The sequence below is a fragment of the Geobacillus sp. DSP4a genome (assembly GCF_013096875.1).
Taxonomy (GTDB): Bacteria; Bacillota; Bacilli; order Bacillales; family Anoxybacillaceae; genus Geobacillus; species Geobacillus thermophilus.
The window spans coordinates 179,112-205,553 of sequence record NZ_SDLD01000001.1 but is presented as its reverse complement, the minus strand read 5'-3'; the positions used below and the strand labels follow the sequence as shown (position 1 = coordinate 205,553).

The following is a 26,442-nucleotide window of genomic DNA, read 5'->3' as shown; positions in this document are numbered from 1 at the left end:
CCGTCTCTACCTTTCTAGCAAAAATTGGCGCAGCATCGCAAAAAAGCGGGGGATTTGACCCGGCGGCGCCGGCTCGCCCTCTCTGCCCATCGCATAGCGCCAAGCCATTTGGCGGACGGCCTGGCTCGCCTTCGCCTTCGGGTCAAGCAGGACAAACGGCATCTGGCTGACGACCGCGCGGGCGACAACCCGGTCTTCCGGCACAATGCCGAGCAGGGCAATCGGTTTGTTTAAAAAGCGCGCCGCCGCATCTTTCAGCCGCTGAAAGACGCCATACCCTTCTTGCCCGCAGCTCGTGCGGTTGACAATGATCGAAAACGGCGCTTCGCTGCCGGCGGCATGCATGTATTTCATCATGGCATAGGCGTCCGTCACCGCAGTCGGTTCCGGCGTCGTGACGATGAACACATCGTCGACCGACTTTAAAAAATAAAGACGCTCTTCCGATGCCCCCGCCCCCATATCAAAAATGAGATAATCATAGCGCGAGGCAATGGCCTGCAGTTCAGCCAAAAAATAGTCGATGCCCGCCATATCCAACGTCCGCCATTGCGCAACGCCCGTCCCCCCGGCGATATATGATAGTTGCCCCGGCCCGCTTTTGACGATGTCCGAAAGGGGCAGCCGAGTGGAAAACCAATCCGCCAATGTAAGCGGCGACGATTGACCGAGCAAAATGTCGATATTGCCCATGCCGACGTCCATATCGAGCAACAGGACGCGAAACCCGAGTTCAGAGAGCGATACGGAAAGATTGAGCGAAAGGTTCGATTTGCCGACTCCGCCTTTTCCGCTCGCCACCGCGATCGTCCGCGGCGAAGCCGGACGCCGTGGACGGCTTAACGCGCGGCGAAGCCGTTCCGCCTGGTCTCTCACCATCGATCCGCTCCAAACAACAGATGGACAAACCGGTCGGCTGACGCTTCCACCATATCGTCCGGCACGTTTTGCCCATTCGTTAAATAGGCAACGCCAACCCGGCTCTCGAGCAGAAAATTGACGACCGCGCCGTACGTATCGGTCTCATCAAGCTTCGTCACGATCAGCCGGTCAATCGGGAGGACGGAAAAGCGATCATAAATGGCTTTCATATCATTGTATTTTCCGGTGGCGGCGAACACGAGAAACGTTTCCGTCTCGCTGTCAAATTCGATCGTTTGCTGGAGCTCGGCAACATAGTGCGGGTTGCGGAAATTGCGGCCGGCCGTATCAATGAACACAACGTCGCAATCGGCCAGGCGCTGCTTAGCCGCCCGAAAGTCATCGGCGTTGTAGCACACCTCGAGCGGAGCCTGCAAAATGTGCGCATATGTCTTCAACTGGTCGATCGCGGCGATCCGGTACGTATCGGTCGTGATAAATCCGACTTTTTTTTCATGTTCAAGCACCGCGCGCCCCGCCATTTTGGCAAGCGTCGTCGTTTTTCCAACTCCGGTCGGGCCAAGCAGCAGGCGATATTTTTTCGTTCCTGCCGTTTCAGCGAACGGGAGCGGCGAAAGAAGATCGCGCACCGCTTCTTTCGCCCAGCCGGCAACTGCAGCAGCGGATCTCTCTTTTTTGTCCGCATACCATCGCTCAAGCAGGCGGTCCATCACTTGGCGGATGTAGCCATCGGCGAGGCCTTGCTGAAGCAGCCGCCGCTCCGCATCCATAAGCGGCGGCGGGTACAACAACGACGACGTCCGGCCGGCCATTTGACGGACGAGCGCTTTCACTTCCCGAAGCTCGGCGGCCAACAAACCGTCCGCTTCCTCCCGCCCCGCCGGCCGTGAAGAAGCGGGGGCCTTCGCCTCTGACGCGCGGCGCGGCAGTGGATCGGGATCGATGCCGGCCAGCACCTCAATCTTCTTTTTGGCAAACAAGCCGAACAGTCCGCCCGTTTGAATCTCCTTCGAGTGCAAAATGACGGCATCGCGGCCGAGCTCGGCTCGGACCATTTTCATCGCTTCGTTCATCGACGGGGCGACAAATTTTTTCACTTTCATTCGATTTCCACCATCCCCACGCTTTGAACTTCGACGTCAGCTTCGAGCTCGTTGTACGACAGCACCGGGATTGACGGAAAATGGCGCTCCGTCAGCTGCCGGACATACATGCGCACCGCCGGAGAACAGAGCAAGATCGGCGTTTGGCCGGCGAACGGGTGGCGGTCGAGCGCCGCCGCCACCGCCTCGACAAGCGCCTGCGCCCGCGCCGGATCAAGCGCCAAATAGCGTCCGTGCTCCGTTTGCTGCACCGCATCGGCAATCGTTTTTTCCGCCTTGCCCGAAAGCGTAATGACACGCAGCGGTTCGCCCGGCACGGCGTACTGCTTCGTGATTTGCCGCGCCAGCGCCTGGCGGACGTATTCCGTCAACAAGTCGGTGTCGGCGGTCAGGCGGGCAAAGTCGGCAAGCGCCTCAAAGATAAGCGGCAAATTGCGGATCGACACGTTCTCTTTCAGCAGCTTGGCAAGCACTTTTTGGACATCCCCGACCGGCAGCGGATTCGGTGTGACATCCTCAACCAGCACGGGGTGCGACTCTTTCAAATGATCGATCAACTGTTTCGTTTCTTGGCGCCCAAGCAGTTCATGGGCGTGGGCCTTGAGCACTTCCGTCAAATGCGTCGAAACGACCGACGGCGGATCGACCACCGTATAGCCGAGCATTTCCGCGCGGTCTTTGGCCGCCTCGGAGATCCACTTCGCCGGCAGGCCAAACGCCGGTTCAACCGTGTCAATCCCTTCGACCGATCCGTCATCAATCCCGGGGCTCATCGCCAAATAATGGTCAAGCAGCAGCTCGCCGCGCGCCACCTCTTCGCCTTTAATTTTCACTCGGTATTCGTTCGGCTGAAGCTGGATGTTGTCGCGGATGCGCACAACCGGAACGACGATGCCGAGCTCAAGCGCGAGCTGACGGCGGATCATAACGATCCGGTCAAGCAGGTCGCCGCCTTGGGCGGCATCCGCAAGCGGAATAAGCGCGTAACCGAACTCGAACTCGATCGGGTCAACATGCAATAGTTGAATCACGCTCTCCGGACTTTTTAATTCGTCAGCCGCCGCTATTTCTTCATCCGGCTGGACGGCAGCCGCTTCCCCCTGTTTTTGCTGCTCGACAAATCGGTAGCCGCCAAATGCCAGCAGCCCGGCGATCGACATTGTCAACGCATCGTTGATCGGGGTAAACAAGCCGAGCAGGAAAATCGTTCCCGCCGTGACGTACAACATTTTCGGAAACGCAAATAACTGACGCATAATGTCGCCGCTTAAATTGCTGTCAGACGCCGCACGCGTGACGATGATGCCGGTCGCGGTCGAAATCAACAGCGCCGGAATCTGGCTGACGATTCCGTCACCGACCGTCAACAACGTATAGCGCTTCGCCGCCTCCGCCATGTCCATTCCTTGCTCAACAACGCCGATCACCATGCCAAACAGCATATTGATGATCACGATAATAATGCCGGCGATGGCGTCGCCTTTTACAAATTTGCTCGCTCCGTCCATCGCACCGTAAAAATCGGCCTCTTGGGCGATTTTTTCCCGCCGCTCGCGCGCTTCCTGCTCCGAGATCATGCCGGCGTTCAAATCAGCGTCAATGCTCATCTGTTTGCCCGGCATCGCATCGAGCGTAAAGCGGGCCGCCACTTCCGAGACACGCTCCGCCCCTTTTGTGATCACAATGAACTGAATAATGACCAAAATCAAAAACACGACAAACCCGACGACGACATCGCCACCGACGACGAACGTCCCAAACGTCTCAACGACGCCGCCCGCTTCCCCCTTGCTTAAGATCGAACGGGTTGTCGAGACATTCAACCCGAGCCGGAACAACGTCAGCACTAACAGCAATGACGGAAAAACGGAAAACTGAAGCGGCTCTTTCGTGTTCATCGCCGTCAGCAAAACGAGCAAGGCGAGGGAAATGTTGATGATGATCAAAACGCTCAGCAGCCATGTCGGCAATGGAATGACGAGCATGGCGACGATGAGCACAACCATAATTAACACGGATAAATCTTTGAGCTGCGCTTGCATGGTTTTCTCCCCTTGCTGTTACCCTTTTCGTTTGAGCCGGTAGACGTACGCCAAAATTTCCGCCACTGCCTTAAAAAACGTCTCTGGAATCATGTCGCCGACGTCCGTCTGCCGGTAAAGCGCCTGCGCCAACGGACGATTTTCAACCGTCACGACGCCGTTCGCCTTGGCAATTTCCTTTATTTTCAACGCCACATAGTCAGCCCCTTTCGCCACGACAACCGGCGCCTCCATTTTTCCATCTTCATACTTCAGCGCTACCGCATAATGGGTGGGATTGGTGATGACAACATCGGCATTCGGCACCTCCTGCATCATCCGCCTCATCGCCATCTCCCGCTGTCTTTGCTTAATGCGCGATTTAATGAGCGGGTCGCCTTCCGTCTTTTTGAATTCATCTTTAATGTCTTGCTTCGACATGCGGATGTTTCGTTCAAACTCAAACCGCTGGTACAAATAGTCAAACAACGCCAAAAACAAGAGCGCGGCCGCAGCATACAGCCCCATTTTCACCGTCAGCGCGCCGACAATGGCAAGCATGGCGGCCGGCGGCCTGGCCGCAAGCGCGGTGAGCTCGTCCCATCCCCCGAGCAAGAGCATAAACACGACCGCACCGATGATTCCAGCTTTTAACACAGATTTTAACAGCTCGACAATGGCGCGCAGCGAAAAAAGCCGTTTTATTCCTTGCACCGGGTTGAGGCGGTTTCCGTCGATTTTGAGCGGCTCTGCGGTAAACAAGACACCGACTTGCAAAAAGTTGGCCAGCCCAGCCGCTAATACGGCGGCGGCAAAAAATGGAGCTAACAGAAGCGCCGCATGGCGAAGCCAGTCGAGAAAGATGGCATGAAGCGAATCAATCGTCAGCGGAGCGGCGGCATAATCGGAAAGCGCACGCGCGAGCATGCGCAGCAGTCCGTCCCGCTCATACGCTCCCGCCAGCGACAAAACGAGAAACAGCGCGAGCAATACGATGGCGGCCACCGCATCGCTGCTTTTGGCGACCTGGCCTTTTTCCCGCACTTCTTGCCGTTTGCGCGGCGTCGCCTTTTCCGTCTTTTCCCCGGCGAAAAACTGCAAATCAAGCCGCCGTTCGCCCACGTTACGCGCCTCCCAACAGCTGCATAAACTCGCGCAGCGACACAAACATAAGTTGAAACAGTTCGCGCGCCGCGGTCAACATTCCCCCGATCGCCGCAAACAACATGAAAAACGCAGCCGCTGTCTTGAGCGAAAACCCGACAGCAAAAATATTCATTTGCGGCACGGCGCGGGCGATGAGGCCGAGCGCCACATCGACCAAAAAGAGCGATCCGACAAGCGGGGCAGCCATTTGCACAGCGGCGGCAAACATCGCCGCGAACGTGCGCACCGCATACTCAGCCGCCCGCCCGTCGGCAATGTGCGGCCACCGGTCAAGCGGCAGCCAGTGATAGCTGTAAAACAAGCCGTCAAGCAGCAAATGATGCCCGTCAAGCATAAGCAGCAGCAAAAGCGCCAGCGAGTGAAGATACTGCCCGAGCAACGGGCTTTGCACCCCGGTTTGCGGATCGATGACGTTGGCGATGGCAAACCCGATTTGAAAATCGATCAAGCCGCCGGCGACTTGCACAGCCGCCATGACGATGGCCGCGATCAAGCCGAGCGCCAGCCCGACGAGCGCCTCTTTGACGACGAGCAATACATACACATCATCCAATGGAAGCGACGGCTTCGGCCCTGCCAAAAACATAAGCCAGCTGAAAAAAAAACGCCATTCCAATCTTGTACGAAGCCGGCACCGTCCGGTACGAAAAGAGCGGCATGGCCGCAAAAAACGAAGCGGTGCGGGCGAAGATGAGCAAAAACGCGGGAAAATACGTCCATAGTTGTTCCATCATAGATCAGCCTATAAATGAAGCCAAATTCGCGAAAATGTCATGGGCGTACGACACCATTTTCGAGAGCATCCACGGCCCGAACAAGACGAGCCCGAGCAGGACAGCAACGATTTTCGGGACAAACGCGAGCGTCTGCTCTTGAATTTGGGTCGCAGCCTGAAAAATGCTGACAACGAGCCCGACAACAAGCGACAGCAGCAGCAACGGGCCGCAAACGATCAACACGATGTAGACGCCTTGTTCGGCAAGGCGGATGATAAAATCGGCACTCATAAACGCCACCCATCTTTATTGAAAGCTTTGCAGCAACGATTTGACGACCAAATGCCAGCCGTCGACAAGAACAAATAGCAAAATTTTAAACGGCAGCGAAATCATCACCGGCGGCAGCATCATCATTCCCATCGACATCAAGACGCTGGCAACGATCATATCGATGACCAAAAACGGGATGAAAATCATAAAGCCCATTTGAAACGCGGTTTTCAGCTCGCTGATCGCAAACGCCGGGACGAGCGCGGTAAGCGGAATGTCGTTGACCGTTTTCGGCTGCCCGGCGCCGCTGTATGATAAAAACAAGGCCAAATCTTGCTGTCTCGTATGTTGGCTCATAAACTGCTTGAGCGGAACAGCGGCGCGTTCGTACGCCTCATCCAAATCAATTTTTTCGGCAAACAGCGGCTCAAGCGCCTGATCATGAATCTCTTTCCATGTTGGCGCCATGATGAAAAACGTCAAAAACAGCGCCAGCCCGATCAACACTTGGTTGGGCGGCATTTGCTGCGTGCCAAGCGACGTGCGCACGAACGACAAAACGATGACGATGCGCGTAAAACACGTCATCATGATCAAAATGCCGGGAGCAACCGACAAAATGGTAAGAAGCAAAAGCAGTTTCACCGATGTCGAGACATGCTCGGGCGCCATCGAGTTAAACATATGGACAAAGTCATTCATCGCCAGCCGTTCCTTTCTCTTTCAACCGCTTCAGCCACTCATTCCGCCTGTCGGCCATTCGGCTCATTTCCTCGGCAAACAGTGAGGAAAAGGACGGAGCCGGACCGCTTCCCCGTTTCGCTTTCGCTGTCCAATATTCACGAAGGCGGGACCCAAACGGGTGGAAGCTGGCCATCCGTTCGAGCCGCTCATTATGCTGCGCCAGCAGTTCGTTTATTTCGTCTTCATTGCTGATTTCCCGCAGCAGCTGGATCGAATCGCCAACGCCGATGACGAGCAGCCGGTTGCCGACTTTGATGAGCTGAACAGAGCGGTTTGCCCCGACGCTCGTTCCACCGAGATTCTCAATGAGACCCTTTGACCCGAAAACAGGCGAATGGCGGCGGGAAAGCCATTTTAACAGAGCGTAAAGAAGAACGAGGACAAAGGCGGTCGCCCCGATGAGCCGGAGCACATCGGAAGCAGACACCGCATCAGCCGGTTGATTCGCTGTCGGTTTTGTCTGTTGCCCGGCCGGCGCTGACGGCCCGCACGCATCCGGATGCTGCAGGCAATCGGCGACCGTCGGGCTTTGGGCAGCCGACGCCGGCGGCGCCCCAAACAAGATGGCTGCCGCCAGCAATCCCGCTGCCCATCGCCGTATGGCCATCAACATCCCCTCACCTCTAATCGCCTAGCCGATCGTTTTGTTAATCGCTTCAATGACGCGGTCCGCCTGGAACGGCTTGACAACGAAATCTTTCGCCCCGGCTTGAATGGCGTCAATGACCATCGCCTGCTGCCCCATCGCCGAACACATGATCACTTTGGCGTTGCTATCGATTTTTTTTATTTCTTTAAGCGCCGTAATCCCATCCATCTCCGGCATCGTAATATCCATCGTCACAATGTCGGGGCGCGTCTCCTTGTATTTTTCGACCGCCTGTCTCCCGTCCGCCGCTTCAGCGACGACCTCATGCCCATTCTTCGTCAAAATGTCTTTAATCATCATCCGCATAAACGCAGCATCGTCGACAACAAGCACTCTTGCCATATCCCCCTACCTCCTGCCATGCACATTATTTTAGCCGTTTTAACCGATCGCTTTGGCTGACAATGTCGGTGATGCGCACGCCGAAGTTTTCATCGATCACGACCACCTCGCCTTTGGCGATCAGCTTATTGTTGACAAAAACGTCGACCGGCTCGCCGGCCAGCTTATCAAGTTCGATGATCGACCCGGTGGACAATTGCAAAATCTCTTGCACCGAGCGTTTCGTCCGTCCCAGTTCAACCGTCACTTGCAGCGGCACATCAAACAGCAGCTCCAAATTGCGCGCCTCCGCCGCGGCAAGCGGTGGGGCGTCAAACTCAGCAAAATCAGCTGCTTGAATATGCCGTCCAGCTGCGCTTTTGCCTTCATCCAGGCGCTCAGCCGGCGCCTCCGGGAAACGGTTCGCCGCCGGGGAAGAAGGAGCGCCGGCCTCCGCATAGGCGTAGGCGGGCTGCGGCTCCGGCTCCACGGACAGCGGCGCCCCGGCCGGCAGCTCAGGCCGGTTTTCCTCCTCCCCTGCCGCCGCACCAAGCAAATAGGTGACCAGTTCTTTGGCAAAATCAACGGGCAGCAGCTGCATGATGTTCGAATCAATTAACGTGCCGATTTTCAGCCGGAACGACACTTTAATCAAAAAGTCTTCATCCGGCAAATATTCCAGACCTTTTCCTTCGCTCAAATCAAGAAGATGGATCGTCGGCGGGGAAATGTCGACCCGCTTGCCAAAAACAGTCGACATCGACGTCGCCGCTGACCCCATCATTTGGTTCATGGCTTCCTGCACGGCGCTCAGCTGAATTTCCCCAAGCGCGCTGTCGGGCGCCGTTCCGTCGCCGCCAAGCATCAAATCGGCGATAATGGCGGCGTCCCGCTGCTCAATGACCAGCAAGTTGGTCCCGAGAAGCCCTTCCGTGTAATTGACTTGAATGGCGACATACGGCTGCGGGAACTCATCCGCGACGCGCGTCCGCTCGATCACCGAGACGTTCGGTGTCGTAATCTCGACTTTTTGGTTCAATAACATGGACAGCGCCGTCGCTGAGCTGCCAAAGGAAATATTGCCAATCTCCCCTAGAGCGTCCTGCTCGAGCGGGGTGAAAATATCGTGAAGCGCCGGTGCGCGGTCACGGCTGTCCATTCCGCGCAACAGAGCATCGATTTCATCTTGCGACAACATTCCGTCATTCATCATGTCCTGCTTCGTCCCCCTCGATCATCGCTAAAATTTGCACCGCCAGCTTTTTGTTCCGTTTCCCCGGTTGACCGATAAATTTCGGAATATGGCCGATTTTGATGACAAGCGGATCATGGATCGACTGCCCGAGCTGGATGACATCTCCGACCTCGAGCTGCAAAAATTCGCCGACGGTAACAGCCGCTGTGCCAAGTTCGGCGACAATCGGCAGTTGAGCCGCGCGGATGCCTTGCTCAATTCGTCCCGCTTCCTCGGGGGAACGCTCTTTTTTTTGCGCCTGCATCCAGTAATGCACCGACAGCCGCGGCATAATCGGCTCCAAAACGACGTGCGGAATGCAAACGTTCATCATGCCGCGCGCCTCGCCGATTTGCGTGTTGAGCGAAATGACAACGACCGTATCGTTCGGCGCGATCATGCGCAAAAACTGCGGGTTGACCTCAAAGTCGACAAACAGCGGATCCATTTCCGCCACCGACTCCCACGCATCGCGCCAATAGGCAAACGCCTTGTCGAACAAGTTGGACATGATGCGTGTCTCAATTTCCGTGAGGTGCTCCACTTTGTCCATGCCGGCGCCGCGGCCGCCCATCACCCGATCGAGCATGGCATAGGCGATATTCGGATTGATTTCCAGCAGCACATGCCCGTCGAGCGGCGGCACTTCAAAGACGTTAATGATCGTCATTTTTGGAATCGAGCGGACGAACTCTTCGTACGGAATCTGGTCGGCCGACGCGACCGAGATTTGCACATACGTGCGCAGCTGGGCGGAAAAAAACGTGGTCAACAGGCGGGCGAAGTTTTCATGAATGCGCGTCAAACTGCGGATCTGGTCTTTGGAAAACCGAAGCGCCCGCCGAAAATCATACGTTTTGACGCGTCGGCCTTCCTCCTCTTTTTTCAGCTCCTCCGCGCTCATCTCCCCTGCAGAAAGCGCCGCGAGCAACGCGTCAATTTCGCTTTGCGACAATACTTCCCCGGCCGTCATTTCATCTTCCCCCCTTCCAATGACAGGGCTACTGGAGGATAAAAGAGGTAATGTAGACGTTCTCCACTCTCCCTTCTTGCATCAATCCGTTGATCTCGCGCTTCAGCCTCTCTTTCAGCGCCGTCAGCCCTTCTTTTCCTTTAAAGTCGGCCGCTTTCATCTGCGAAAGTTGCTCGATGATCACGTCTTTCATCTGAAAATCGCGTTTCTCCGCCTCTTCTTTTCCTTGATCGCTGTCTGTTTCAATTTTAAATGAGATTTTAATATAACGTCCGTCTGCTAAATTGGTGGTCATTTCCGGAATGTCGATCGATCGTTCCGCCAGTTCGTCAGCGCTTGGCGCCCCTTGTTTTTCCGCATGCCCCATCTTCATCACCGCGACAAGCGCCGCCGTTCCAGCCAAAGCGATGACCGCCAGCACAATGATCATCGTTTTGATTGCTTTATTCCCTTTCACGGTCCAATCCTCCTGCTTCCGGCAAGCGAAACGCGCCAATTTGCCGGTAAAATTCGCTCGCCAACGCCGCGACTTGTTCGACCGTCTCGCGCACGACGAATTTTTTTCCGTTCGTCAGCGTCACGGTCGTGTCGGGAAATGCCTCGATTTGTTCGATGTAAAACGCATTGAGCACAAACCGTTTGCCGTTGAGCTTCGTCAGCGGAATCATCGGCAAGCGGGCATCAGCGTCCAACAACAGCTGACGCCCTACCTCCTATTCTACTTTTTCAAGTTGACAAGCTCTTGCAAAATTTCATCCGATGTCGTAATGATGCGCGTATTCGCCTGGAAGCCGCGCTGGGCGACGATCATCTCCGTGAATTCCTCAGCAAGGTCGACGTTGGACATCTCAAGCGCGCCGGAGACGATTGAGCCCGCTCCGCTTTCTTGAGGCGAGTAGGCAATCCATTCGTTTTGATTATTTGGATTGATGATTGTGCCTGAGTTGGCTGTTTCTCTAAATAAATTTCCTCCTACTTTTTCTAAACCATCATTGTTGGGGAACTTGGCCAGTCGAATTCTCCCTGCCACTTGCAAGTTTCCAACCGCATCTACATAGTTCACAACCCCATCAGCGCCGATGCTGACGCTTTTCGCATTAGTTGGAATTTGAATTCGAGCCCGTTTTCCCGTAAATGCCCCGTTCTCATATCCTTCACCAACTAAATATAAGCCATCGGTATTGACAATATATCCCTCTTTATCTAAATAAAAATTTCCTGCTCTCGTAAACAACGGATTTATAAGATTTCCATTATTCAACTCGCCGAGAATAAAGAATCCATCCCCCGAAATCGCCAAGTCGAGCACGCGCCCGGTCGTTTGCAAGCTTCCTTGCGTATGGACGGTGTCGATCGCCGCCAGCTGCGAACCGAGTCCGACCTGCTTTGGATTCGTCCCGCCGCGGCCGGCATTGGGCCCGCTTGCTCCAGAAATCGTCTGGCTCATCAAATCTTTGAAAATCGTTCGTCCTTTTTTAAACCCGTACGTATTGACATTGGCAATGTTGTTGCCGATGACATCCAACTTCGTTTGAAAGTTGCGCATGGCGCCGATTCCGGAATACATGGAACGAAGCATCGGTTCTCTCTCCCCTTTTATCCTTTTTGTTCGACTTTCACGACCGCATCCGCGGCAATCGTTGTCCCGTTATCAAGCCCAAGAGTCACTTGGCCGTCTTTTTGCATGACCGATTGAACGACGGCGCTCATCATCGTCTCGCCGTCTTGCCAGTGCACCGTTTTGCCGATCCATTCGCTGTAGCGCAAAAGTGCATCACGGCTTGACGCTTGCATCCATTGCTGCATCAAATTGGCGATGTTCATCATTTGCTCAAGCGAAGAGAAGCTCGCCATTTGCGCGATAAAGTCTTTATCTTCCATCGGATTGAGCGGGTCTTGGTTTTCTAGCTGAGCGAGCAAAATTTTGAGAAAGTCGTCTTTTCCTAAAATTTGATTACCCGTTTTCCGTTCCGGCTGAACCGCGTTTGCCAGCCATAAGCTTCCATCAATCGCATTCGTTGTCATCCTCGTTCTTTTCCCCCTTATGCGTCAGCTTCGATCCCGTCTAGCGCAAACGGGAAGGAAGATGATGGCTCCCGCTTTTGTTTTTGCCGCGATTCGCCCTGCTGCTGTCCTCCTTGGCGGTTCCCGGAATACGGCGGCATCGCGGAGCGGTCATAATCCGACCAAACGGTCCATTTTTCGACCGTGATGGAACTCGCATCAAGCTGCTGAGCAAGCTGCGGCAAATGAGCGTAGAGCAACTCTTTCACCGCGTCGTTCGCCACGAGCAGCTTGGCGGCGAGCTTTCCACCTTCCTCTGTCATTTTCACCGTCACCGTCCCGAGATGTTCCGGATGCAGACGGATGACAAGCTGCATGACACCGTTTGGCAACTTCATCCACCGCGCCGACCTTAGCGCGTGGGCGACTTGATCAGCGACGCTTCCGCCAGCTGACGCCGGCATCTCGCCGATCAGCCCGACAGATGAAGAGGAGGGTGATAAAAGCGCAGGGGGAGTGGTGAATGAAGGAGCGGCCTCGCCGCCATGCCCCTTGTCCCCCCTTTTTGGCAGCGAAATGTCTTTTTCGCCAGCCGGACGGACGGAAGAAGCTCCGTTAGGCAGCGCGACAACCGGCCTGTTGCCCCCCTGCTCATGGAATGGACGCTGGTCGCCGTCGCTCAGGAGCGGTGGAAACATCCCTGTTTTTCCGCTGGAAGGCGAAAAAGATTCAGCATCGATATGACCACTTTTCCGTCCGTCGGTTATGAACGCACGTTCAAATCCCGCTTCATCAGCCGCCGGCTGAGCGGCAATCGTTTCTTCACCATTCATCGCACCGACAAACGGAAATGCCCAATGATCACTCGTTTTCCCTTCCGCCTGCTGATCCGCCGCCAAAAGCGGCGCGCCTGCAGCTGCCGAAATTGGAGCAACAGCCCAAGCAGCCACGATGGAAGGGGCAAGCCACAATGATTCGATTTGCGCCGGCTTCTTTTCCGCTGAAGATGGTTGTCCGGCTGCGCCCGTTTCCATTCCGCCATTTTGCCAATCTGGCTCTTTGTTTTTGTTCGACTCCTCTTGAAACAAGCTAGTCTCTGCCCCAGCGGGCAATAACTCTTGTTGCTTATCAGCAAGCAACGCCGCAAACACGTTTGCGTTTTCCGCCTCTTTTTTCACCGCCATAGCGCCTGCCGATAGCGGCGCGTTTGCTGTGATCGTTACTTTCATTCGGCCGCCTCCTTCCCCATCGCCCTTTTGCTTAACGATGCCAACAGTTTCGCCGCCTGCCCAGCCGGCATTTGTTCCAAAATGGCTGCCGCTTTGTCGCCGTCAATCTGGCTCAGTACACGGAGCGCTTCGCTCTCAGGCAGTTCCGCTAAAATAGCCGCCGCCTGTTTTTCCGACATGGCGTCATACATGCCGACGACATCTTCTTCCGTCAAGGCCGGCTCGTCAACAGGCTCAGCCTGAACGTCCGTTTTCCCGCTTGGCGCAGACAGCTGGGCGATTTCCTTTTCCTTTGCCGCCAATTCGTTTTTCAACTGCTTGATTTGCTTTTGTTGGTCGGCGATCGTTCGTTTTTGCTGGTTGATTGTCTGCTGCTGAGCTTCAATCGTTTTTTGCAAAGCTTTCTCCCTTTTGCTCCAGTTGATCCACTCGGAGACAAACGGCGCCTTTATTGTCCACTGCTTTGCCGCCTTGGCCACATCAACGCCGGCAATGTTTAAAATCAACAACAGAAAGGAGGCAGCAAACGCACTCGGAATGACAATGACAAACAACAGCCATTGCCACCAACTCGCCTGCACTTCCTGTTCAACTTTGCTCTCCGCCATCTATACCTCTCCTTGCCTTGCAAAACGTTGAACCGCCATTTCATCGAGCAGGCGGCGTTCCGCTTCCCTCTCAAGCTGCTCGGCCCACCGCTTAATGCGCTCACGCATTTTTTCGTATTTTTTCACTTCGATATTCAATTCCATCAAACGCTGCTGCCGGCGCTGCATCTGCTCGCGCGCCTGCATGACGACGAGCTGATAATGGTCGATCATCCGCTCTAAATTCGCCATATATTGCAGCCTAAGGCGAATGTCTCCAACGGACAGGCCGGCTTGAAGCTGTTCATCCCGAGCCGCCGCGCATTCTTCTTTTTCCTTGAGCAGGCGGTAAAGCGTTTCGGCTGCCTGCTCAAACCGGCGGACCGCCTCCTCGTATTCGCCAAGCGCCTTTTCTTTTTCTTTTTCTTTCATCGCCAGCACTTTTTGCAGCCGAAACGTCGGCGTCACATTTGTTCACCCTTTCATCGTCTGAAAATGGCGCGCGATTTCTCACCGAACCGACAACAAGCGCAACAGGGCATCAATGCTTTCGGCGCGCGTCGTTTTTTCATCGATGTTTTGGCGGCAAAACGCCATCATTTGCGGATAAAATTCGATCGCCTCATCAATTTCTTGGGACGACCCCCGTTTGTACGCCCCGATTTGAATCAAATCCTCCGAATCGATATAAGTGGACAGAAGGCGGCGGAACCGGTTTGCCGCTCCGCGGTGCTCTGCGCTGATCATGTGGGGCATGACGCGGCTGACGCTTTTGAGCACGTTAATCGCCGGGTAATGCCCTTTGTTCGCCAGCTGGCGTTCCAACACAAAATGGCCATCCAAAATGCCGCGCACCGCATCAGCGATCGGCTCATTCATGTCATCGCCGTCAACAAGCACCGTATAAAACGCGGTGATCGTGCCGGAAGCGTTCGTTCCAGCCCGTTCAAGCAGCTTTGGCAGGAGGGCGAAGACCGATGGCGTATAGCCTTTCGTCGTCGGCGGCTCACCGACGGCAAGGCCAATCTCCCGTTGCGCCATCGCGACGCGGGTGACCGAGTCCATCATGAGCATGACATCCGCCCCTTGGTCGCGGAAATATTCGGCGATCGCTGTCGCGGTGTACGCCCCTTTGACGCGCATCAGCGCCGGCTGGTCCGAGGTGGCGACAACGACGACGGAACGGGCCAACCCTTCCGGCCCAAGATCGCGCTCTAAAAATTCGCGCACTTCGCGCCCCCGCTCGCCGATTAAGGCGATAACGTTCACGTCAGCCGATGTGCGGCGGGCGATCATTCCCATGAGCGTGCTCTTGCCGACGCCGGAACCGGCAAAAATGCCGACCCGTTGCCCTTTCCCGACCGCCAGCAGACTGTCGATGACGCGCACGCCGACTTCAAGCGGCTCGGCGATCGGCGGCCGGGTGAGCGGATTGGGCGGATCGCGGTCGACCGACACAGGCTTCAGCCCGGGCGGCAACGGGCTCCCGTCAAGCGGTTGGCCGAGCGGATCAAGAACCATGCCAATGAGCGCATCGCCGACGTGCACTTCAAGCGGCCGGCCGGTCGCTTCGACAAGGCAGCCGGGAGCGATATGGGTCGTCGCGGAAAACGGCATAAGCAAGACGTGCTGTTCATGAAAGCCGACGACTTCGGCGGGAATTTTCCGGCATCCGCTCTGTTCATGGATGTAACAAAGATCGCCAATCGAGCTTTTCGGTCCTTTCGATTCCATCATCAAGCCGATGACGCGCGACACTTTGCCAAACCGTTTATACAAGTCGATAGCGTCTATTTCATCAAGAAGCGCCTGCCAGTTCAGAAAACGCTCCCTCCTTCAATCGCCGGTAGAGCGCCTCGCGCAGCCGCTCAAGCTGTACATCGACGCTCGCCTCGATGCGCCCAAACGGCGTCTCCACGACACATCCATATTCAGGAAGCGCATCGTCCGGGTAGATGAATAGATCAACGCGATGCGGAAACAGAGATTTCAACAGCTCCTTTTGCTCTGCCACTATTTCGTAGCCGTGCGGATGCACATAAACGGCCACTTCCGTTTGCCGCCGCACTTCCTGCAGCACTTGGCGCACAAGCGGCAAAAACGCGCTCCGGTCTCGCTCGAGCGTGGCGCCGATGATGCGTTCCGCCGCTTTCAGCGCCACTTCGAGCATCATCTCATCCGCCGCCTCGGCCTTCGCATAAAATTCGTGATTCATCCGCTCCGCCAAGCGGCGGGCTTGGTCGATCCATTCGCGGTGTTCGCGAAGCGCCGCCTCGCGCCCGGCGGCGTAGCCGTCTTCGTACCCTTGGGCGCGCGCTTCCTGCCTAAGCCGGTCTTTCTCGCGCTCCCATTGCTCCCGTTCACGGGCCAGCTGTTCGCGCACCGTCTCGCAATATTGCTCGGCTTGGCGGCGAAGCGCGGCCGCCTCTTCTTTGGCGGCGGAAATCGCCTCGATTTCCTTTTGCCGATCCTCGTTCGAAGGCGGAACATCGAACATGCAGCGCTGCACGGCGATCGTCTTTTTGCCGGCGCGCCCGGCCAATGCCGGCGCTTTAATGACGCTAGACAATAATATCATCTCCTCCCCCGCGGGCGATGACGATTTCCCCGGCTTCCTCGAGACGGCGGATAATGGCGACAATGCGCGATTGCGCTTCTTCCACATCACGCAGCCGGACCGGGCCCATATATTCCATTTCTTCTTTGAACGTCTCGGCCATTCTTGTTGACATGTTGCGGAAGACAATTTCTTTCACTTCATCGCTCGCCACCTTAAGCGCCAGCATAAGGTCATTGTTATCCACTTCGCGGATGACGCGTTGAATGGCGCGATTGTCGAGCGTAACGATGTCTTCAAACACAAACATCCGCTTTTTAATTTCTTCCGCAAGCTCGGGGTCTTGAATTTCCAAAGCCTCTAAAATCGTCCGCTCCGTGCTTCGGTCGACTTGGTTCAGCACTTCGACGACCGCCTCAATGCCGCCGGCTTGCGTGTAATCTTGCATCACTGTCGCCGACAGCCGCCGCTCCAAAATTTGCTCGACTTCGCTAATGATCTCCGGCGACGTGCTGTCCATAAGCGCGATGCGCCTGGCCACATCGGCCTGCATCTCTTGCGGCAGCGCTGATAAAATCTGCCCCGCCTGCGCCGGGTCTAAATACGAAAGAATGAGAGCGATCGTTTGCGGATGCTCATGCTGAATAAAGTTTAACAGCTGCATCGGGTCGGCTTTGCGGGCGAAATCAAACGGCCGCACCATAAGCGCTGATGTCAGACGGTTGATAATGTTCATCGCCTTGTCCGGGCCGAGCGCTTTTTCCAACACTTCTTTCGCGTAGGCGATGCCGCCTTGGGCGATGTAATCCTGCGCCAAAGCGAGCTGCCGGAATTCCTCAAGCACTTCCTCTTTTTGCTCGGCCGCCACTTGGCGGACGTTGGAAATTTCGAGCGTCAGCTTTTCAATGTCTTCTTCGGATAAATGTTTATAGATGGAGGCCGATACGTCCGGGCCGAGGGAAATGAGCAAAATGGCTGCCTTTTGCCTGCCCGTCAGCCCGCCTTTCCGATCGCGTTTTGCCATACGCCGCTCCTCCTACTCTTCCGATAGCCATGTTTTCAATAGTTTGGCAAACTCATCCGGTTTTTCTTTCGCCAACCGCTCCAGCTGCCGACGGCGCAGGGCCGCCTCCGTCTCCGGCGGCTCCGGCAAATCCGGCTCGACCGGAAGCGGCGGGGCGAATGCGAGCTCCTCCTCTTCTTCTTCTTCATCTTCACGGCGGCGTCGCAGCCAGAAGAAGAGCAGTAGGGCAATGAGCAATAGCGCGCCTCCGCCGGCCGCGTACCACCACCACGCCGGCTGAACCGGCGCCGGTTCGGTGAATGCCGGTTTGCCGTTGAACTTTTGCACCGAGACGACGACGCGGCTATTGACATCCTGGTCGGTCAGCGCCTGCGCTTCTTCTTTGTCAATCGACGTCCGGACAATCGTCCCTAATAGTTTTTGAATGTCATTGACCGTTTCCGGCGGCAATGAATTCGGATCATCCGGATTTGGCGGCTCGACCATCACTTGAATGCCTAGATCGCGAATTTTATACGGGCTTTCCACGATTTGTTTTTTAATTTTGTTGACCTCATTGTTGATCGTTTCTTCGGTCCGCTCATAGTTTCCGTTCGTTCCGCCGTTTGCTCCTTGGTAGCCCGGCACTTCATTCGTCCCCGTTCCGGCCGTGCCGCCCGGCGGCGCACCGCTTCCCGAGTACGTCTCTTTAATGCGCTGGACGCTGACGGCAATGCCTTCGTTGTTCTTTTCGTCCACCGGAGCGACCAACTGCTCCTCCCGCTTTTCCTGTGTAAAGTCGATGTCGGCCGTCACCGAGACAACGACTTTGTCCTGCCCCATCATCGTGCCGAGCATTCGCTGGACTTGCCGTTGAATGTCGCGTTCGATTTGTCGTTTGATCTGTTGCTGCTCAGTGAATGCCGCCGCTGTCGAATTTTTGTTTTCATTTTTCAAATCGAAATACTCAAAAAACTGGTTCATAATGACGATATTATCTGTAGAGAGGTGGGGAACACTTTTGGCGACGAGATGATACAAAGCCCGAATTTGCTCGTCGCTGAATTCATAGCCCGGCTTCGTCTTCAGCACGATCGAAGCCGAGGCTTCCCCTTTTTCATCGGAAACGAATACGCTCGGCTGCGGAAGATTAATCATCACTTTCGCGTCCTCGACGCCGTCGATCGTTTTGATTAAGTTGGCGAGCTCCGTTTGCATCGCCTTCAGTTTCACCATATTAAACTCGTTGTCGGTCATGCCGAAGCTCGCGTTTTGGCCGAAAAACGAATAATCGATGACCCCGCTGTTCGGAATGCCCTCGGCGGCCAGCTCGACTTTCAGCGCATCCACTTGCTCTTTCGGCACTTTAATTGTCGTGCCGCCATCCGTCACTTCGGCGGGAACACCGCGCTGATCCAGCGTCGCCTTGATTTGTCCGGCTTCTTGCGGCGTCAAATCGCTGTATAGCGGCACCATTTCCGTCCTGAAGGCGAAAAAAATGCCAAGGCCAAGGATCAAAAGGACCGCAGCCGCGCCTCCGGCGGCAAGCCATTTCTGTTTTTTCGTCCGCTCTTGCCAAAACAAACGGGCCCGGCCCCACCACTCTTTCCACTTGTTGCTCATACGATTCCCCCGATCATCCAGCCATACAGCCGCCGCGGCCACCGTTCGGCCATGGCGGGCTCTGTATGTATCGTCCCTTGCCGTCTACAACGGCATGCGCATCATTTCCTGGTACGCCTCAACCGCTTTGTTGCGGATTTCGATCGTCAGTTGCAGCGCGATGCTTGCCTTTTGCGCCGCGATCATCACATCATGCAATTGGACGTTTTCCCCACGGACAAGCTTTTCTGTCAGCGCATCCGCCTCGATTTGTGCGTTATTGACATTGTTGAGCGCTTCTTTGAAAAAGGCGGCGAACTGCTTTTGCACCGCTGCCGGCTTCACCGGGCTTGAAGCGGCGGCCGCCGGCGCCAGCCCGATGCGGCTCACTCCATCAACCATTTGTCATTCCTCCTCTTCGGCTTATTTCCCGATTTCAAGCGCCTTCATGAGCATCCCTTTTGAAGCGTTCAGCGCGGTGACATTCGCCTCATACGAGCGCGTCGCACCGATCAAATCGACCATTTCTTTGAGCGGTTCGACGTTTGGCAGGCGAACGTAGCCATCTGCGCCCGCATCCGGATGGTCCGGGTCGTAGACGAGTTTAAACGGAGCCGGATCGTCAGCAATTTCGCGCACCCGAACGCCGTTGCCGACAGCTTCAGCACGTCCGAGGGCGGCCTGCAAATAGCCCGAAAACGCCCCGCTCTGCGGTTCGATGATGACCATTTTGCGTCGGTACGGCTCCCATTCGCCATTGACGAAGCGGGCCCGCGTCGTATCCGCGTTGGCGATGTTGGAAGAAATCACGTCCATGCGCAGCCGCTGAGCGGTGAGCGCCGACGCCGAAATGTTTAAACTTTGAAACACGGACACAGCCTATTTTCCTCCTTTGATCACCGTCTTTAGCGTATTGAATTTGCCGTTTAACCGCTCAATCAGAGCGTTATAATAAATTTGGTTTTCCGCCAATTTCGACATTTCTTGGTCGATATCGACACTGTTTCCATTATGATTGTAACTGATGCTGGCATTGGTCGTCACGACAATTTTTCCATTCTGTTCGTTTCGAAACGGAAAATGGCGCGGATCCGTCCGTTTGGTCTCAAGGGCAAGCGCCCGGTCAAGCTCCGCCTGAAAGCGCACATCTTTCGCCTTATAGCCCGGCGTATCGGCGTTGGCGATGTTGTCGGCGATCGCCTGTTGGCGAAGCGCAGCGTAGCGAAGCCCTTGTTCAAGCCAACCGATCGTCGCTGAAAAGAGCGCCAATGGAATCCCCTCTTTTCTCCTATTTTTCGACAATTTCTGCTAATTTTCATTTTACGGGAAAGAAAACCTAATGTATAGACGGAACTTGGTACTATTTTTCGAAGATGCCATGACAGAAAAACGATGCCAAAGATGTTTGTCAACAACAAAAAACCCGCCGGGACAAAATACCCAGCGGGCTTAGGCAGCTATGCCGTTCAGCTTGATTTCAATTTTTCCAGTTCGCTTAAAAACTTGTCATTCAATACTTTAATGTACGTTCCTTTCATGCCGAGCGAGCGCGATTCGATGACGCCGGCGCTTTCAAGCTTGCGCAGGGCGTTGACGATCACCGAACGGGTGATGCCGACGCGGTCGGCGATTTTGCTGGCGACAAGCAGCCCTTCCGTTCCGTCAAGCTCTTCAAAAATATGTTCAATCGCCTCAAGTTCGCTGTAAGAAAGCGAGCTGATCGCCATTTGCACGACCGCCTTGCTGCGCGCTTCCTCTTCGATTTCTTCCGCTTTTTCACGCAAAATTTCCATGCCGACGACCGTTGCGCCATACTCGGCCAAAATCAGGTCATCGTTATCAAACTCGCGATCAAGGCGCGACAAAATAAGCGTGCCGAGCCGTTCGCCTCCGCCGTTGATCGGAACGATCGTCGTCAAACCGGTTTTGAACAAGTCACGATTTTCCACTGGAAACGCCGTATATTCGCTATTAATATCGATATTAGGGGACGTTTCCGTAATGTTGAACAATTTTTTCGTGTATTCTTCCGGAAACTGGCGCTCCTCAAGCATCCGTTTCATCCGTTCGTTTTCAATCGACTGTTTAATGGCGAAGCCAAGCAGTTTGCCGCGGCGGCTGACGACGAACACGTTCGCTTCAATGACATCGCAAAGCGTTTCCGCCATCTCTTTGAAATTGACCGGCCGCCCGGCTGCCTTCTGCAGCATGGCGTTGATTTTTCGTGTTTTCTCTAGCAAGTTCATCGAGTCCATCTCCTCCTCATAAAATAAATTCGCTCAAATCTTTGTTTTTGACGATGCTGCCGAGTTTTTGCTCAACGTATTGCGGCGTGATGACGACTTTGTCGAGCCCGATATCGGGCGCTTCAAACAGCAAATCCTCAAGCAGTTTTTCCAAAATCGTATGCAGCCGGCGCGCGCCGATGTTGTCGGTCGTCTGGTTGACTTCGAAGGCCACTTCGGCAATCTTACGAATAGCATCGTCAGAAAATTCAAGACTTATACCTTCTGTTGCCAAAAGTGCCTGATATTGTTTAATGAGCGCATTATTCGGCTCGACCAATATACTTACGAAATCGTCAACCGAAAGTTTCGCCAACTCGACGCGGATCGGAAACCGGCCTTGCAGCTCAGGGATCAAGTCGGACGGCTTCGCCATATGAAATGCGCCGGCGGCGATGAACAAAATATGGTCCGTTTTGACCGGTCCGTATTTCGTCATGACCGTCGATCCTTCGACGATCGGCAAGATGTCGCGCTGCACCCCTTCGCGCGAGACGTCGGCCGAGCCGGACACCGCCCCGCTGCGGGCAATTTTATCAATTTCATCGATAAAGATGATGCCCGACTGTTCGGCGAGGCGGACCGCCTCTTGCGTCACTTCATCCATGTCGATCAGTTTTTGCGCTTCTTCATTGATGAGCACCTTGCGCGCTTCACTCACTTTCAGGCGCCGCTTTTTGCGTCGCCGCGGCATCAGGCTGCTGAGCGCGTCTTGCATATTCACGCCCATCTGCTCAATGCCCGTCCCTTGCAAAAAGTCAAAGAGCATTGGCGTCTGCTCCTCAATTTCAATCGTGACCATCTCGTTTTCGAGCTGGCCGTTTGCCAGCTGCCAGGCGACTTGACGCCGTTTTTGCTCGATTTGTTCGTCCTCATGGCCGTAGCTGTTGTCCGACGGATTCCCTTGGCCGCCAAACAACAGCTCGAGCGGGTTTTTGATCGTTTGCTTTTGTTTGCCCGGAACGAGCAGTTCAACGAGCCGCTTGTTCGCCTGCTGCTCGGCCCGGTCTTTCACATCATTCATTTTCCGCTCTTTCACAAGCCTGACGGATGTTTCGACCAAATCGCGCACCATCGATTCAACATCGCGCCCGACATAACCGACTTCCGTAAATTTCGTCGCCTCAACCTTGATAAACGGCGCGCCGACGAGCTTCGCGAGACGGCGGGCGATCTCCGTCTTCCCGACCCCGGTCGGGCCGATCATTAAAATGTTTTTCGGCATTACTTCATCGCGCAGTTTTTCATCGAGCAAACTGCGGCGGTACCGGTTGCGAAGCGCGATCGCCACCGCCTTTTTCGCCTCTTTTTGTCCGACGATAAACTGGTCGAGCTTCTCAACAATTTGCCGTGGAGTCAACGATTCCGCCATCATCGGCCTCCTCCTTTTTACAGCTCTTCGACAATAATATGGCTGTTCGTATAAACGCAAATGTCAGCGGCGATCTCCAGCGCCGCCTTCGCAATCTCCTCGGCGGTCATCGAGCCGCCGGCGTACTTCTTCAACGCACGCCCAGCAGCCAACGCATACTGACCGCCCGAGCCGATGGCGAGCATGCCGTCATCCGGTTCAATCACTTCCCCTGTGCCGGAAATCAGCAGCAAATGTTCCTTATCCATGACAATCAACATCGCCTCAAGGCGGCGCAGCACTTTATCGCTCCGCCACTCTTTCGCCAGCTCGACGGCCGCGCGCGGCAAGTTGCCGTTGACCTGTTCCAGCTTGCCTTCAAACATTTCAAACAGCGTAAACGCGTCCGCCACTGAGCCGGCAAAGCCGGCTAGCACTTTGCCTTGAAACAGGCGCCGCACTTTTTTCGCCGTATGCTTCATCACGACGGCGTTGCCGAACGTCACTTGGCCGTCGCCAGCCATCGCCGCTGCGCCGTTATGGCGGATGGCAAAAATCGTCGTTGCATGAAAGCGTTCCATCGCTTTCCCCTCCTTACATGCGGGCTATGCCCGCGGATGCGCCTGCAAATAAATACGCCGCAACCGGTCTTTCGTTACATGTGTATACACTTGCGTCGATGACAAATGCGCATGGCCGAGCAGTTCCTGCACCGAACGGAGATCGGCCCCTTCGTTGAGCAAATGAGTCGCAAACGTATGCCGAAGCACATGCGGGCTGATGTTTTGCGTCAGCGCAGCAGCTTCGACAATCCGATCCAAAATATGGCGCACTCCCCGAGGCGTGAGCGGATTGCCTCGGGCGTTGACAAATAAATAGCGGTGGTCCGCCCGCAGCTTTCTGGTCAGCTCGCGTCGGCCCCCATGAATATACCGTTCAAGCGCTTCGCGGGCCGGACGGCCAAACGGAACGTAGCGCTGCTTGTTTCCTTTGCCGTGAATGAGCACAGTTTCCGCCACAAAATCGACATCAGACAGCTGTATGTGACAACATTCACTAACCCGAGCACCAGTCGCGTACAACAACTCAAGCAGCGCCGCATTGCGCTGGCCGAGGGCCGTATTTTCATCATTGACAAGAAACAACGCTTCTAATTCTTTCGGGTATAAAAAATTAGGAATTTTTTGCTCTTTCTTCGGCAGTGTCGCAAGCGCAAACGGATTTTCGGCCGCCCGCCCTTCGCGCATCAAAAATTTGTAAAAGCTGCGCAAACTGGAAATTTTACGGGCGACCGAACGGCTGGCCAAATGCTGGCCATACAGTTTCGTCAAATATAAGCGGACGTCGCTGTAGGCGACTTGGTCAAGCTCATTGATCCCTTCTTCGTTCATGAACTGGAAAAACTGCTCAATATCGCGCCGGTAGCACGCAATAGTATATTGTGAATAATTTTTCTCGATTTGTAAATATTCCATGAACAATTGTAACGCAAATGTCGCATTTTTCATCGCCTCACCCCGCAATGCCTCTACATCGTACCATATGATTGGTTGCAGCGCAACTATTTTTTCTAAAATTCTGAATTGTGTTCAACACTCCGTTATGTTTCCGGCTGTTCTTCATAATCGCAGGCCGTGCATTGCACTTGCACGCCTTTTTTTAACTTTTTCTCGACAAGCAGGCCGCCGCATTTCGGGCATGGGCGGGCAAGCGGCTTATCCCAGGAGACAAAATCGCACTCCGGAAAGCGGCTGCAACCGTAAAAGATCCGCTTTTTCTTCGTGTTGCGCTCGACAATCTCTCCTTCATGGCACTTCGGGCATTTGACGCCGATTTGTTTGACGATCGGCTTCGTATGGCGGCATTCGGGAAAATTGGAGCAGGCGATAAACTTGCCGAAGCGGCCCATTTTGTACACCATCGGGCTGCCGCATATGTCGCAGTCGATCCCGGCCGGCTCGTCTTTAATCTCCACTTCGCGCATTTCTTTTTCCGCCACTTTCAACCTTTTCTCGAACTCGCGGTAAAACTCATCGACGACTTTGATCCATTCCACTTTTCCCTCTTCAATTCCATCCAGCTCTTTTTCCATTTTCGCCGTAAACTCGACATCAATGATTTCCGGGAAAAACTCTAGCATCAGCTCGACAACGATTTCCCCGAGCTCCGTCGGGACGAACCGTTTGTTTTCCAACACGACGTAGTTGCGTTTTTGGATCGTATCGAGCGTCGGGGCGTAGGTCGATGGGCGGCCGATGCCGAGCTCCTCCAACGTTTTGACAAGGCGCGCTTCCGTATAGCGCGGCGGCGGCTGGGTAAAGTGCTGCTTCGGGTCGACCGCCTCGCTCTTGACCGTCTCCCCTTCCGTCAAGTCCGGAAGAAGCCGGTCTTGCTCTTCCGCTTGATCGTCCGTCCCTTCAATATACACTTTCATAAACCCCGGAAACTTCACCGTCGAGCCGCTCGCGCGGAACACGACGCCGTTGTTTTCCAGCTCGACGCTCATGGTGTCGAGCACCGCCGCCGCCATCTGGCTGGCGATAAACCGTTCCCAAATGAGTTTATACAACCGAAACTGGTCGCGCGTCAAATATGGCTTCACGTTCTCCGGATCGCGAAACGCCGAGGTCGGGCGAATCGCTTCGTGGGCGTCTTGGGCGTTCGCGCTGTTCTTTTCTTTCCGCTTCTCCTGACTGACGTACGCCGCGCCGAATTTGGCCTCAATGTACGCTGCCGCCTCTTGCTGCGCCGTTTCGGCGATGCGCGTCGAATCGGTGCGCATGTACGTAATGAGCCCGACCGTTCCTTCGCTGCCGAGGTCGATCCCTTCGTACAGCTGCTGGGCGATCATCATCGTCTTTTTCGTGCGGAAATTCAGCTTGCGCGCCGCCTCCTGCTGCAGTGACGATGTGGTAAATGGGGGCACCGGGCTGCGTTTTCGCTCCCGCTTTGTCACCGTTTTCACCGTAAACGCGGGCCCGCTCAAGCGGGCGAGCACCGCTTTGACGTCCGCTTCCGTTTTTAATTCCCGCTTTTCGCCGTCCATCCCGTAAAACGAAGCCGCAAACGCCTCATCCCCTTTTTGAAACGTCGCTTGAATCGTCCAATATTCTTCCGGCTGAAACTGGCGAATTTCTTTTTCCCGGTCGATGATCAGACGGAGCGCAACCGATTGGACGCGGCCGGCGCTCAACCCTTTTTTGACTTTTTTCCATAAGAGCGGGCTGATGTTGTAGCCGACGAGGCGGTCGAGCACGCGCCGCGCCTGTTGGGCGTCGACAAGATTCATGTTGATGGAGCGCGGCTGCTGGAACGACTGTTGAATGGCATCCTTTGTAATTTCATGAAAAACGACGCGGCAGTCTGAGTGAATGTCTAAATCGAGCATGTGGGCCAAATGCCAGGCGATCGCTTCCCCTTCCCGATCCGGGTCGGCGGCAAGAAACACTTTTTTCGCCTTTTTGGCCGCCGTTTTCAGCTCCTTAATCACCTGGCCTTTGCCGCGAATCGTAATATATTTCAATGCGTAGCCGCGGTCTATATCAACGCCCATCTGGCTTTTTGGCAAATCGCGAACGTGTCCCATCGAAGCTTTGACCGTATATTTTTTTCCTAAGTACCGCTCGATCGTCTTCGCTTTCGTTGGCGATTCGACGATAACCAAGTAGTCTGACATCCATCTTCCACCCCTAGGAAGTAAATTGAAATCTTCATTATTATTAATGATTATTGCCGCATTTG

Annotated in this window: 29 protein-coding genes and 1 pseudogene; all 30 read right to left on the bottom strand. The window is 54.9% G+C overall.

The window, feature by feature from the left end; genetic code table 11:
* Nucleotides 1–6: 6 nt before the first annotated feature.
* The 30 genes and pseudogenes from ETC02_RS01075 to topA all read right to left on the bottom strand — a co-directional run bounded on the left by ETC02_RS01075 (nucleotide 7) and on the right by topA (nucleotide 26,377).
* Nucleotides 7–879 carry a MinD/ParA family protein gene (locus ETC02_RS01075; protein WP_049624605.1) on the bottom strand — a complete coding sequence of 291 codons (873 nt, stop codon included), beginning with the start codon at nucleotides 877–879 and terminating at the stop codon, nucleotides 7–9.
* Nucleotides 873–1,985 carry a flagellar biosynthesis GTPase FlhF gene (gene flhF / locus ETC02_RS01070; RefSeq protein ID WP_033015974.1) on the bottom strand — a complete coding sequence of 371 codons (1,113 nt, stop codon included), beginning with the start codon at nucleotides 1,983–1,985 and terminating at the stop codon, nucleotides 873–875. Before flhF ends, ETC02_RS01075 begins: the two co-directional genes overlap by 7 nt.
* Nucleotides 1,982–4,027 carry a flagellar biosynthesis protein FlhA gene (gene flhA / locus ETC02_RS01065; RefSeq protein WP_044741293.1) on the bottom strand — a complete coding sequence of 682 codons (2,046 nt, stop codon included), beginning with the start codon at nucleotides 4,025–4,027 and terminating at the stop codon, nucleotides 1,982–1,984. Before flhA ends, flhF begins: the two co-directional genes overlap by 4 nt.
* An 18-nt stretch (nucleotides 4,028–4,045) precedes the next feature.
* Nucleotides 4,046–5,128: a flagellar biosynthesis protein FlhB gene (gene flhB / locus ETC02_RS01060; RefSeq protein ID WP_063211215.1), complete on the bottom strand. Its 1,083-nt coding sequence runs from the start codon at nucleotides 5,126–5,128 to the stop codon at nucleotides 4,046–4,048.
* A 1-nt stretch (nucleotide 5,129) separates the two neighbouring features.
* Nucleotides 5,130–5,904: pseudogene (fliR, locus tag ETC02_RS01055) on the bottom strand (flagellar biosynthetic protein FliR).
* Nucleotides 5,905–5,910: 6 nt separating this feature from the next.
* Nucleotides 5,911–6,180, bottom strand: a complete 270-nt coding sequence (fliQ, locus tag ETC02_RS01050) for a flagellar biosynthesis protein FliQ (protein ID WP_033008116.1) — start codon at nucleotides 6,178–6,180, stop codon at nucleotides 5,911–5,913.
* 15 nt (nucleotides 6,181–6,195) lie between these two features.
* Nucleotides 6,196–6,864, bottom strand: coding sequence for a flagellar type III secretion system pore protein FliP (gene fliP, locus ETC02_RS01045; RefSeq protein ID WP_033008117.1), 669 nt, complete (start codon nucleotides 6,862–6,864; stop codon nucleotides 6,196–6,198).
* Nucleotides 6,857–7,513, bottom strand: a complete 657-nt coding sequence (gene fliZ, locus ETC02_RS01040) for a flagella biosynthesis regulatory protein FliZ (RefSeq protein ID WP_047818139.1) — start codon at nucleotides 7,511–7,513, stop codon at nucleotides 6,857–6,859. The genes fliP and fliZ overlap by 8 nt, the downstream gene beginning before the upstream one ends.
* Before the next feature lie 24 nt (nucleotides 7,514–7,537).
* Complete coding sequence (locus ETC02_RS01035; protein ID WP_033008120.1) at nucleotides 7,538–7,897, bottom strand: response regulator; 360 nt, start codon at nucleotides 7,895–7,897, stop codon at nucleotides 7,538–7,540.
* 25 nt (nucleotides 7,898–7,922) lie between these two features.
* Nucleotides 7,923–9,089 carry a flagellar motor switch phosphatase FliY gene (gene fliY / locus ETC02_RS01030; RefSeq protein ID WP_063211211.1) on the bottom strand — a complete coding sequence of 389 codons (1,167 nt, stop codon included), beginning with the start codon at nucleotides 9,087–9,089 and terminating at the stop codon, nucleotides 7,923–7,925.
* On the bottom strand, nucleotides 9,079–10,083 hold the full coding sequence (fliM, locus tag ETC02_RS01025; RefSeq protein ID WP_063211209.1) for a flagellar motor switch protein FliM: 1,005 nt from the start codon (nucleotides 10,081–10,083) through the stop codon (nucleotides 9,079–9,081). The genes fliY and fliM overlap by 11 nt, the downstream gene beginning before the upstream one ends.
* A 28-nt stretch (nucleotides 10,084–10,111) precedes the next feature.
* Nucleotides 10,112–10,540 carry a flagellar basal body-associated protein FliL gene (gene fliL, locus ETC02_RS01020; protein WP_011230729.1) on the bottom strand — a complete coding sequence of 143 codons (429 nt, stop codon included), beginning with the start codon at nucleotides 10,538–10,540 and terminating at the stop codon, nucleotides 10,112–10,114.
* Nucleotides 10,527–10,751 carry a flagellar FlbD family protein gene (locus ETC02_RS01015; protein WP_047819264.1) on the bottom strand — a complete coding sequence of 75 codons (225 nt, stop codon included), beginning with the start codon at nucleotides 10,749–10,751 and terminating at the stop codon, nucleotides 10,527–10,529. The genes fliL and ETC02_RS01015 overlap by 14 nt, the downstream gene beginning before the upstream one ends.
* 50 nt (nucleotides 10,752–10,801) lie before the next feature.
* Nucleotides 10,802–11,662 carry a flagellar basal body rod protein FlgG gene (gene flgG, locus ETC02_RS01010; RefSeq protein ID WP_063211207.1) on the bottom strand — a complete coding sequence of 287 codons (861 nt, stop codon included), beginning with the start codon at nucleotides 11,660–11,662 and terminating at the stop codon, nucleotides 10,802–10,804.
* 17 nt (nucleotides 11,663–11,679) lie between these two features.
* A complete protein-coding gene (gene flgD / locus ETC02_RS01005) occupies nucleotides 11,680–12,108 on the bottom strand; it encodes a flagellar hook assembly protein FlgD (protein ID WP_011230726.1) in 429 nt (142 codons plus the stop codon).
* Between the two features lie 17 nt (nucleotides 12,109–12,125).
* Complete coding sequence (locus ETC02_RS01000) at nucleotides 12,126–13,316, bottom strand: flagellar hook-length control protein FliK (RefSeq protein ID WP_063211205.1); 1,191 nt, start codon at nucleotides 13,314–13,316, stop codon at nucleotides 12,126–12,128.
* Nucleotides 13,313–13,924 carry a MotE family protein gene (locus tag ETC02_RS00995; RefSeq protein WP_033008137.1) on the bottom strand — a complete coding sequence of 204 codons (612 nt, stop codon included), beginning with the start codon at nucleotides 13,922–13,924 and terminating at the stop codon, nucleotides 13,313–13,315. Before ETC02_RS00995 ends, ETC02_RS01000 begins: the two co-directional genes overlap by 4 nt.
* The gene (fliJ, locus tag ETC02_RS00990; RefSeq protein ID WP_011230723.1) at nucleotides 13,925–14,371 is read right to left on the bottom strand and encodes a flagellar export protein FliJ; all 447 of its coding nucleotides are present in this window, start codon (nucleotides 14,369–14,371) and stop codon (nucleotides 13,925–13,927) included. It lies immediately after the preceding gene.
* 42 nt (nucleotides 14,372–14,413) lie between these two features.
* Nucleotides 14,414–15,724: a flagellar protein export ATPase FliI gene (gene fliI, locus ETC02_RS00985; protein ID WP_171697970.1), complete on the bottom strand. Its 1,311-nt coding sequence runs from the start codon at nucleotides 15,722–15,724 to the stop codon at nucleotides 14,414–14,416.
* Entirely contained in the window at nucleotides 15,702–16,481 is a 780-nt protein-coding gene (fliH, locus tag ETC02_RS00980) for a flagellar assembly protein FliH (RefSeq protein WP_044741304.1), read from the bottom strand. The genes fliI and fliH overlap by 23 nt, the downstream gene beginning before the upstream one ends.
* Entirely contained in the window at nucleotides 16,465–17,484 is a 1,020-nt protein-coding gene (gene fliG, locus ETC02_RS00975; protein WP_033008145.1) for a flagellar motor switch protein FliG, read from the bottom strand. Before fliG ends, fliH begins: the two co-directional genes overlap by 17 nt.
* Before the next feature lie 12 nt (nucleotides 17,485–17,496).
* A complete protein-coding gene (gene fliF, locus ETC02_RS00970; RefSeq protein ID WP_033008182.1) occupies nucleotides 17,497–19,086 on the bottom strand; it encodes a flagellar basal-body MS-ring/collar protein FliF in 1,590 nt (529 codons plus the stop codon).
* An 84-nt stretch (nucleotides 19,087–19,170) separates the two neighbouring features.
* Entirely contained in the window at nucleotides 19,171–19,467 is a 297-nt protein-coding gene (fliE, locus tag ETC02_RS00965; RefSeq protein WP_033008148.1) for a flagellar hook-basal body complex protein FliE, read from the bottom strand.
* Nucleotides 19,468–19,488: 21 nt separating this feature from the next.
* Nucleotides 19,489–19,941 (bottom strand): flagellar basal body rod protein FlgC, encoded by a 453-nt coding sequence (gene flgC / locus ETC02_RS00960; protein ID WP_033008152.1) that lies wholly within the window; start codon nucleotides 19,939–19,941, stop codon nucleotides 19,489–19,491.
* A gap of 3 nt (nucleotides 19,942–19,944) precedes the next feature.
* Nucleotides 19,945–20,334 carry a flagellar basal body rod protein FlgB gene (gene flgB, locus ETC02_RS00955; RefSeq protein ID WP_063211201.1) on the bottom strand — a complete coding sequence of 130 codons (390 nt, stop codon included), beginning with the start codon at nucleotides 20,332–20,334 and terminating at the stop codon, nucleotides 19,945–19,947.
* Nucleotides 20,335–20,531: 197 nt separating this feature from the next.
* Nucleotides 20,532–21,311, bottom strand: a complete 780-nt coding sequence (gene codY / locus ETC02_RS00950; RefSeq protein WP_033016011.1) for a GTP-sensing pleiotropic transcriptional regulator CodY — start codon at nucleotides 21,309–21,311, stop codon at nucleotides 20,532–20,534.
* 16 nt (nucleotides 21,312–21,327) lie between these two features.
* Nucleotides 21,328–22,722: an ATP-dependent protease ATPase subunit HslU gene (gene hslU, locus ETC02_RS00945; RefSeq protein WP_063211246.1), complete on the bottom strand. Its 1,395-nt coding sequence runs from the start codon at nucleotides 22,720–22,722 to the stop codon at nucleotides 21,328–21,330.
* Between the two features lie 17 nt (nucleotides 22,723–22,739).
* Nucleotides 22,740–23,282, bottom strand: a complete 543-nt coding sequence (hslV, locus tag ETC02_RS00940) for an ATP-dependent protease subunit HslV (protein ID WP_063211199.1) — start codon at nucleotides 23,280–23,282, stop codon at nucleotides 22,740–22,742.
* A gap of 24 nt (nucleotides 23,283–23,306) precedes the next feature.
* Nucleotides 23,307–24,209: a tyrosine recombinase XerC gene (gene xerC / locus ETC02_RS00935; protein ID WP_044741308.1), complete on the bottom strand. Its 903-nt coding sequence runs from the start codon at nucleotides 24,207–24,209 to the stop codon at nucleotides 23,307–23,309.
* A gap of 92 nt (nucleotides 24,210–24,301) precedes the next feature.
* Entirely contained in the window at nucleotides 24,302–26,377 is a 2,076-nt protein-coding gene (topA, locus tag ETC02_RS00930) for a type I DNA topoisomerase (protein ID WP_033008161.1), read from the bottom strand.
* Nucleotides 26,378–26,442 lie beyond the last annotated feature (65 nt).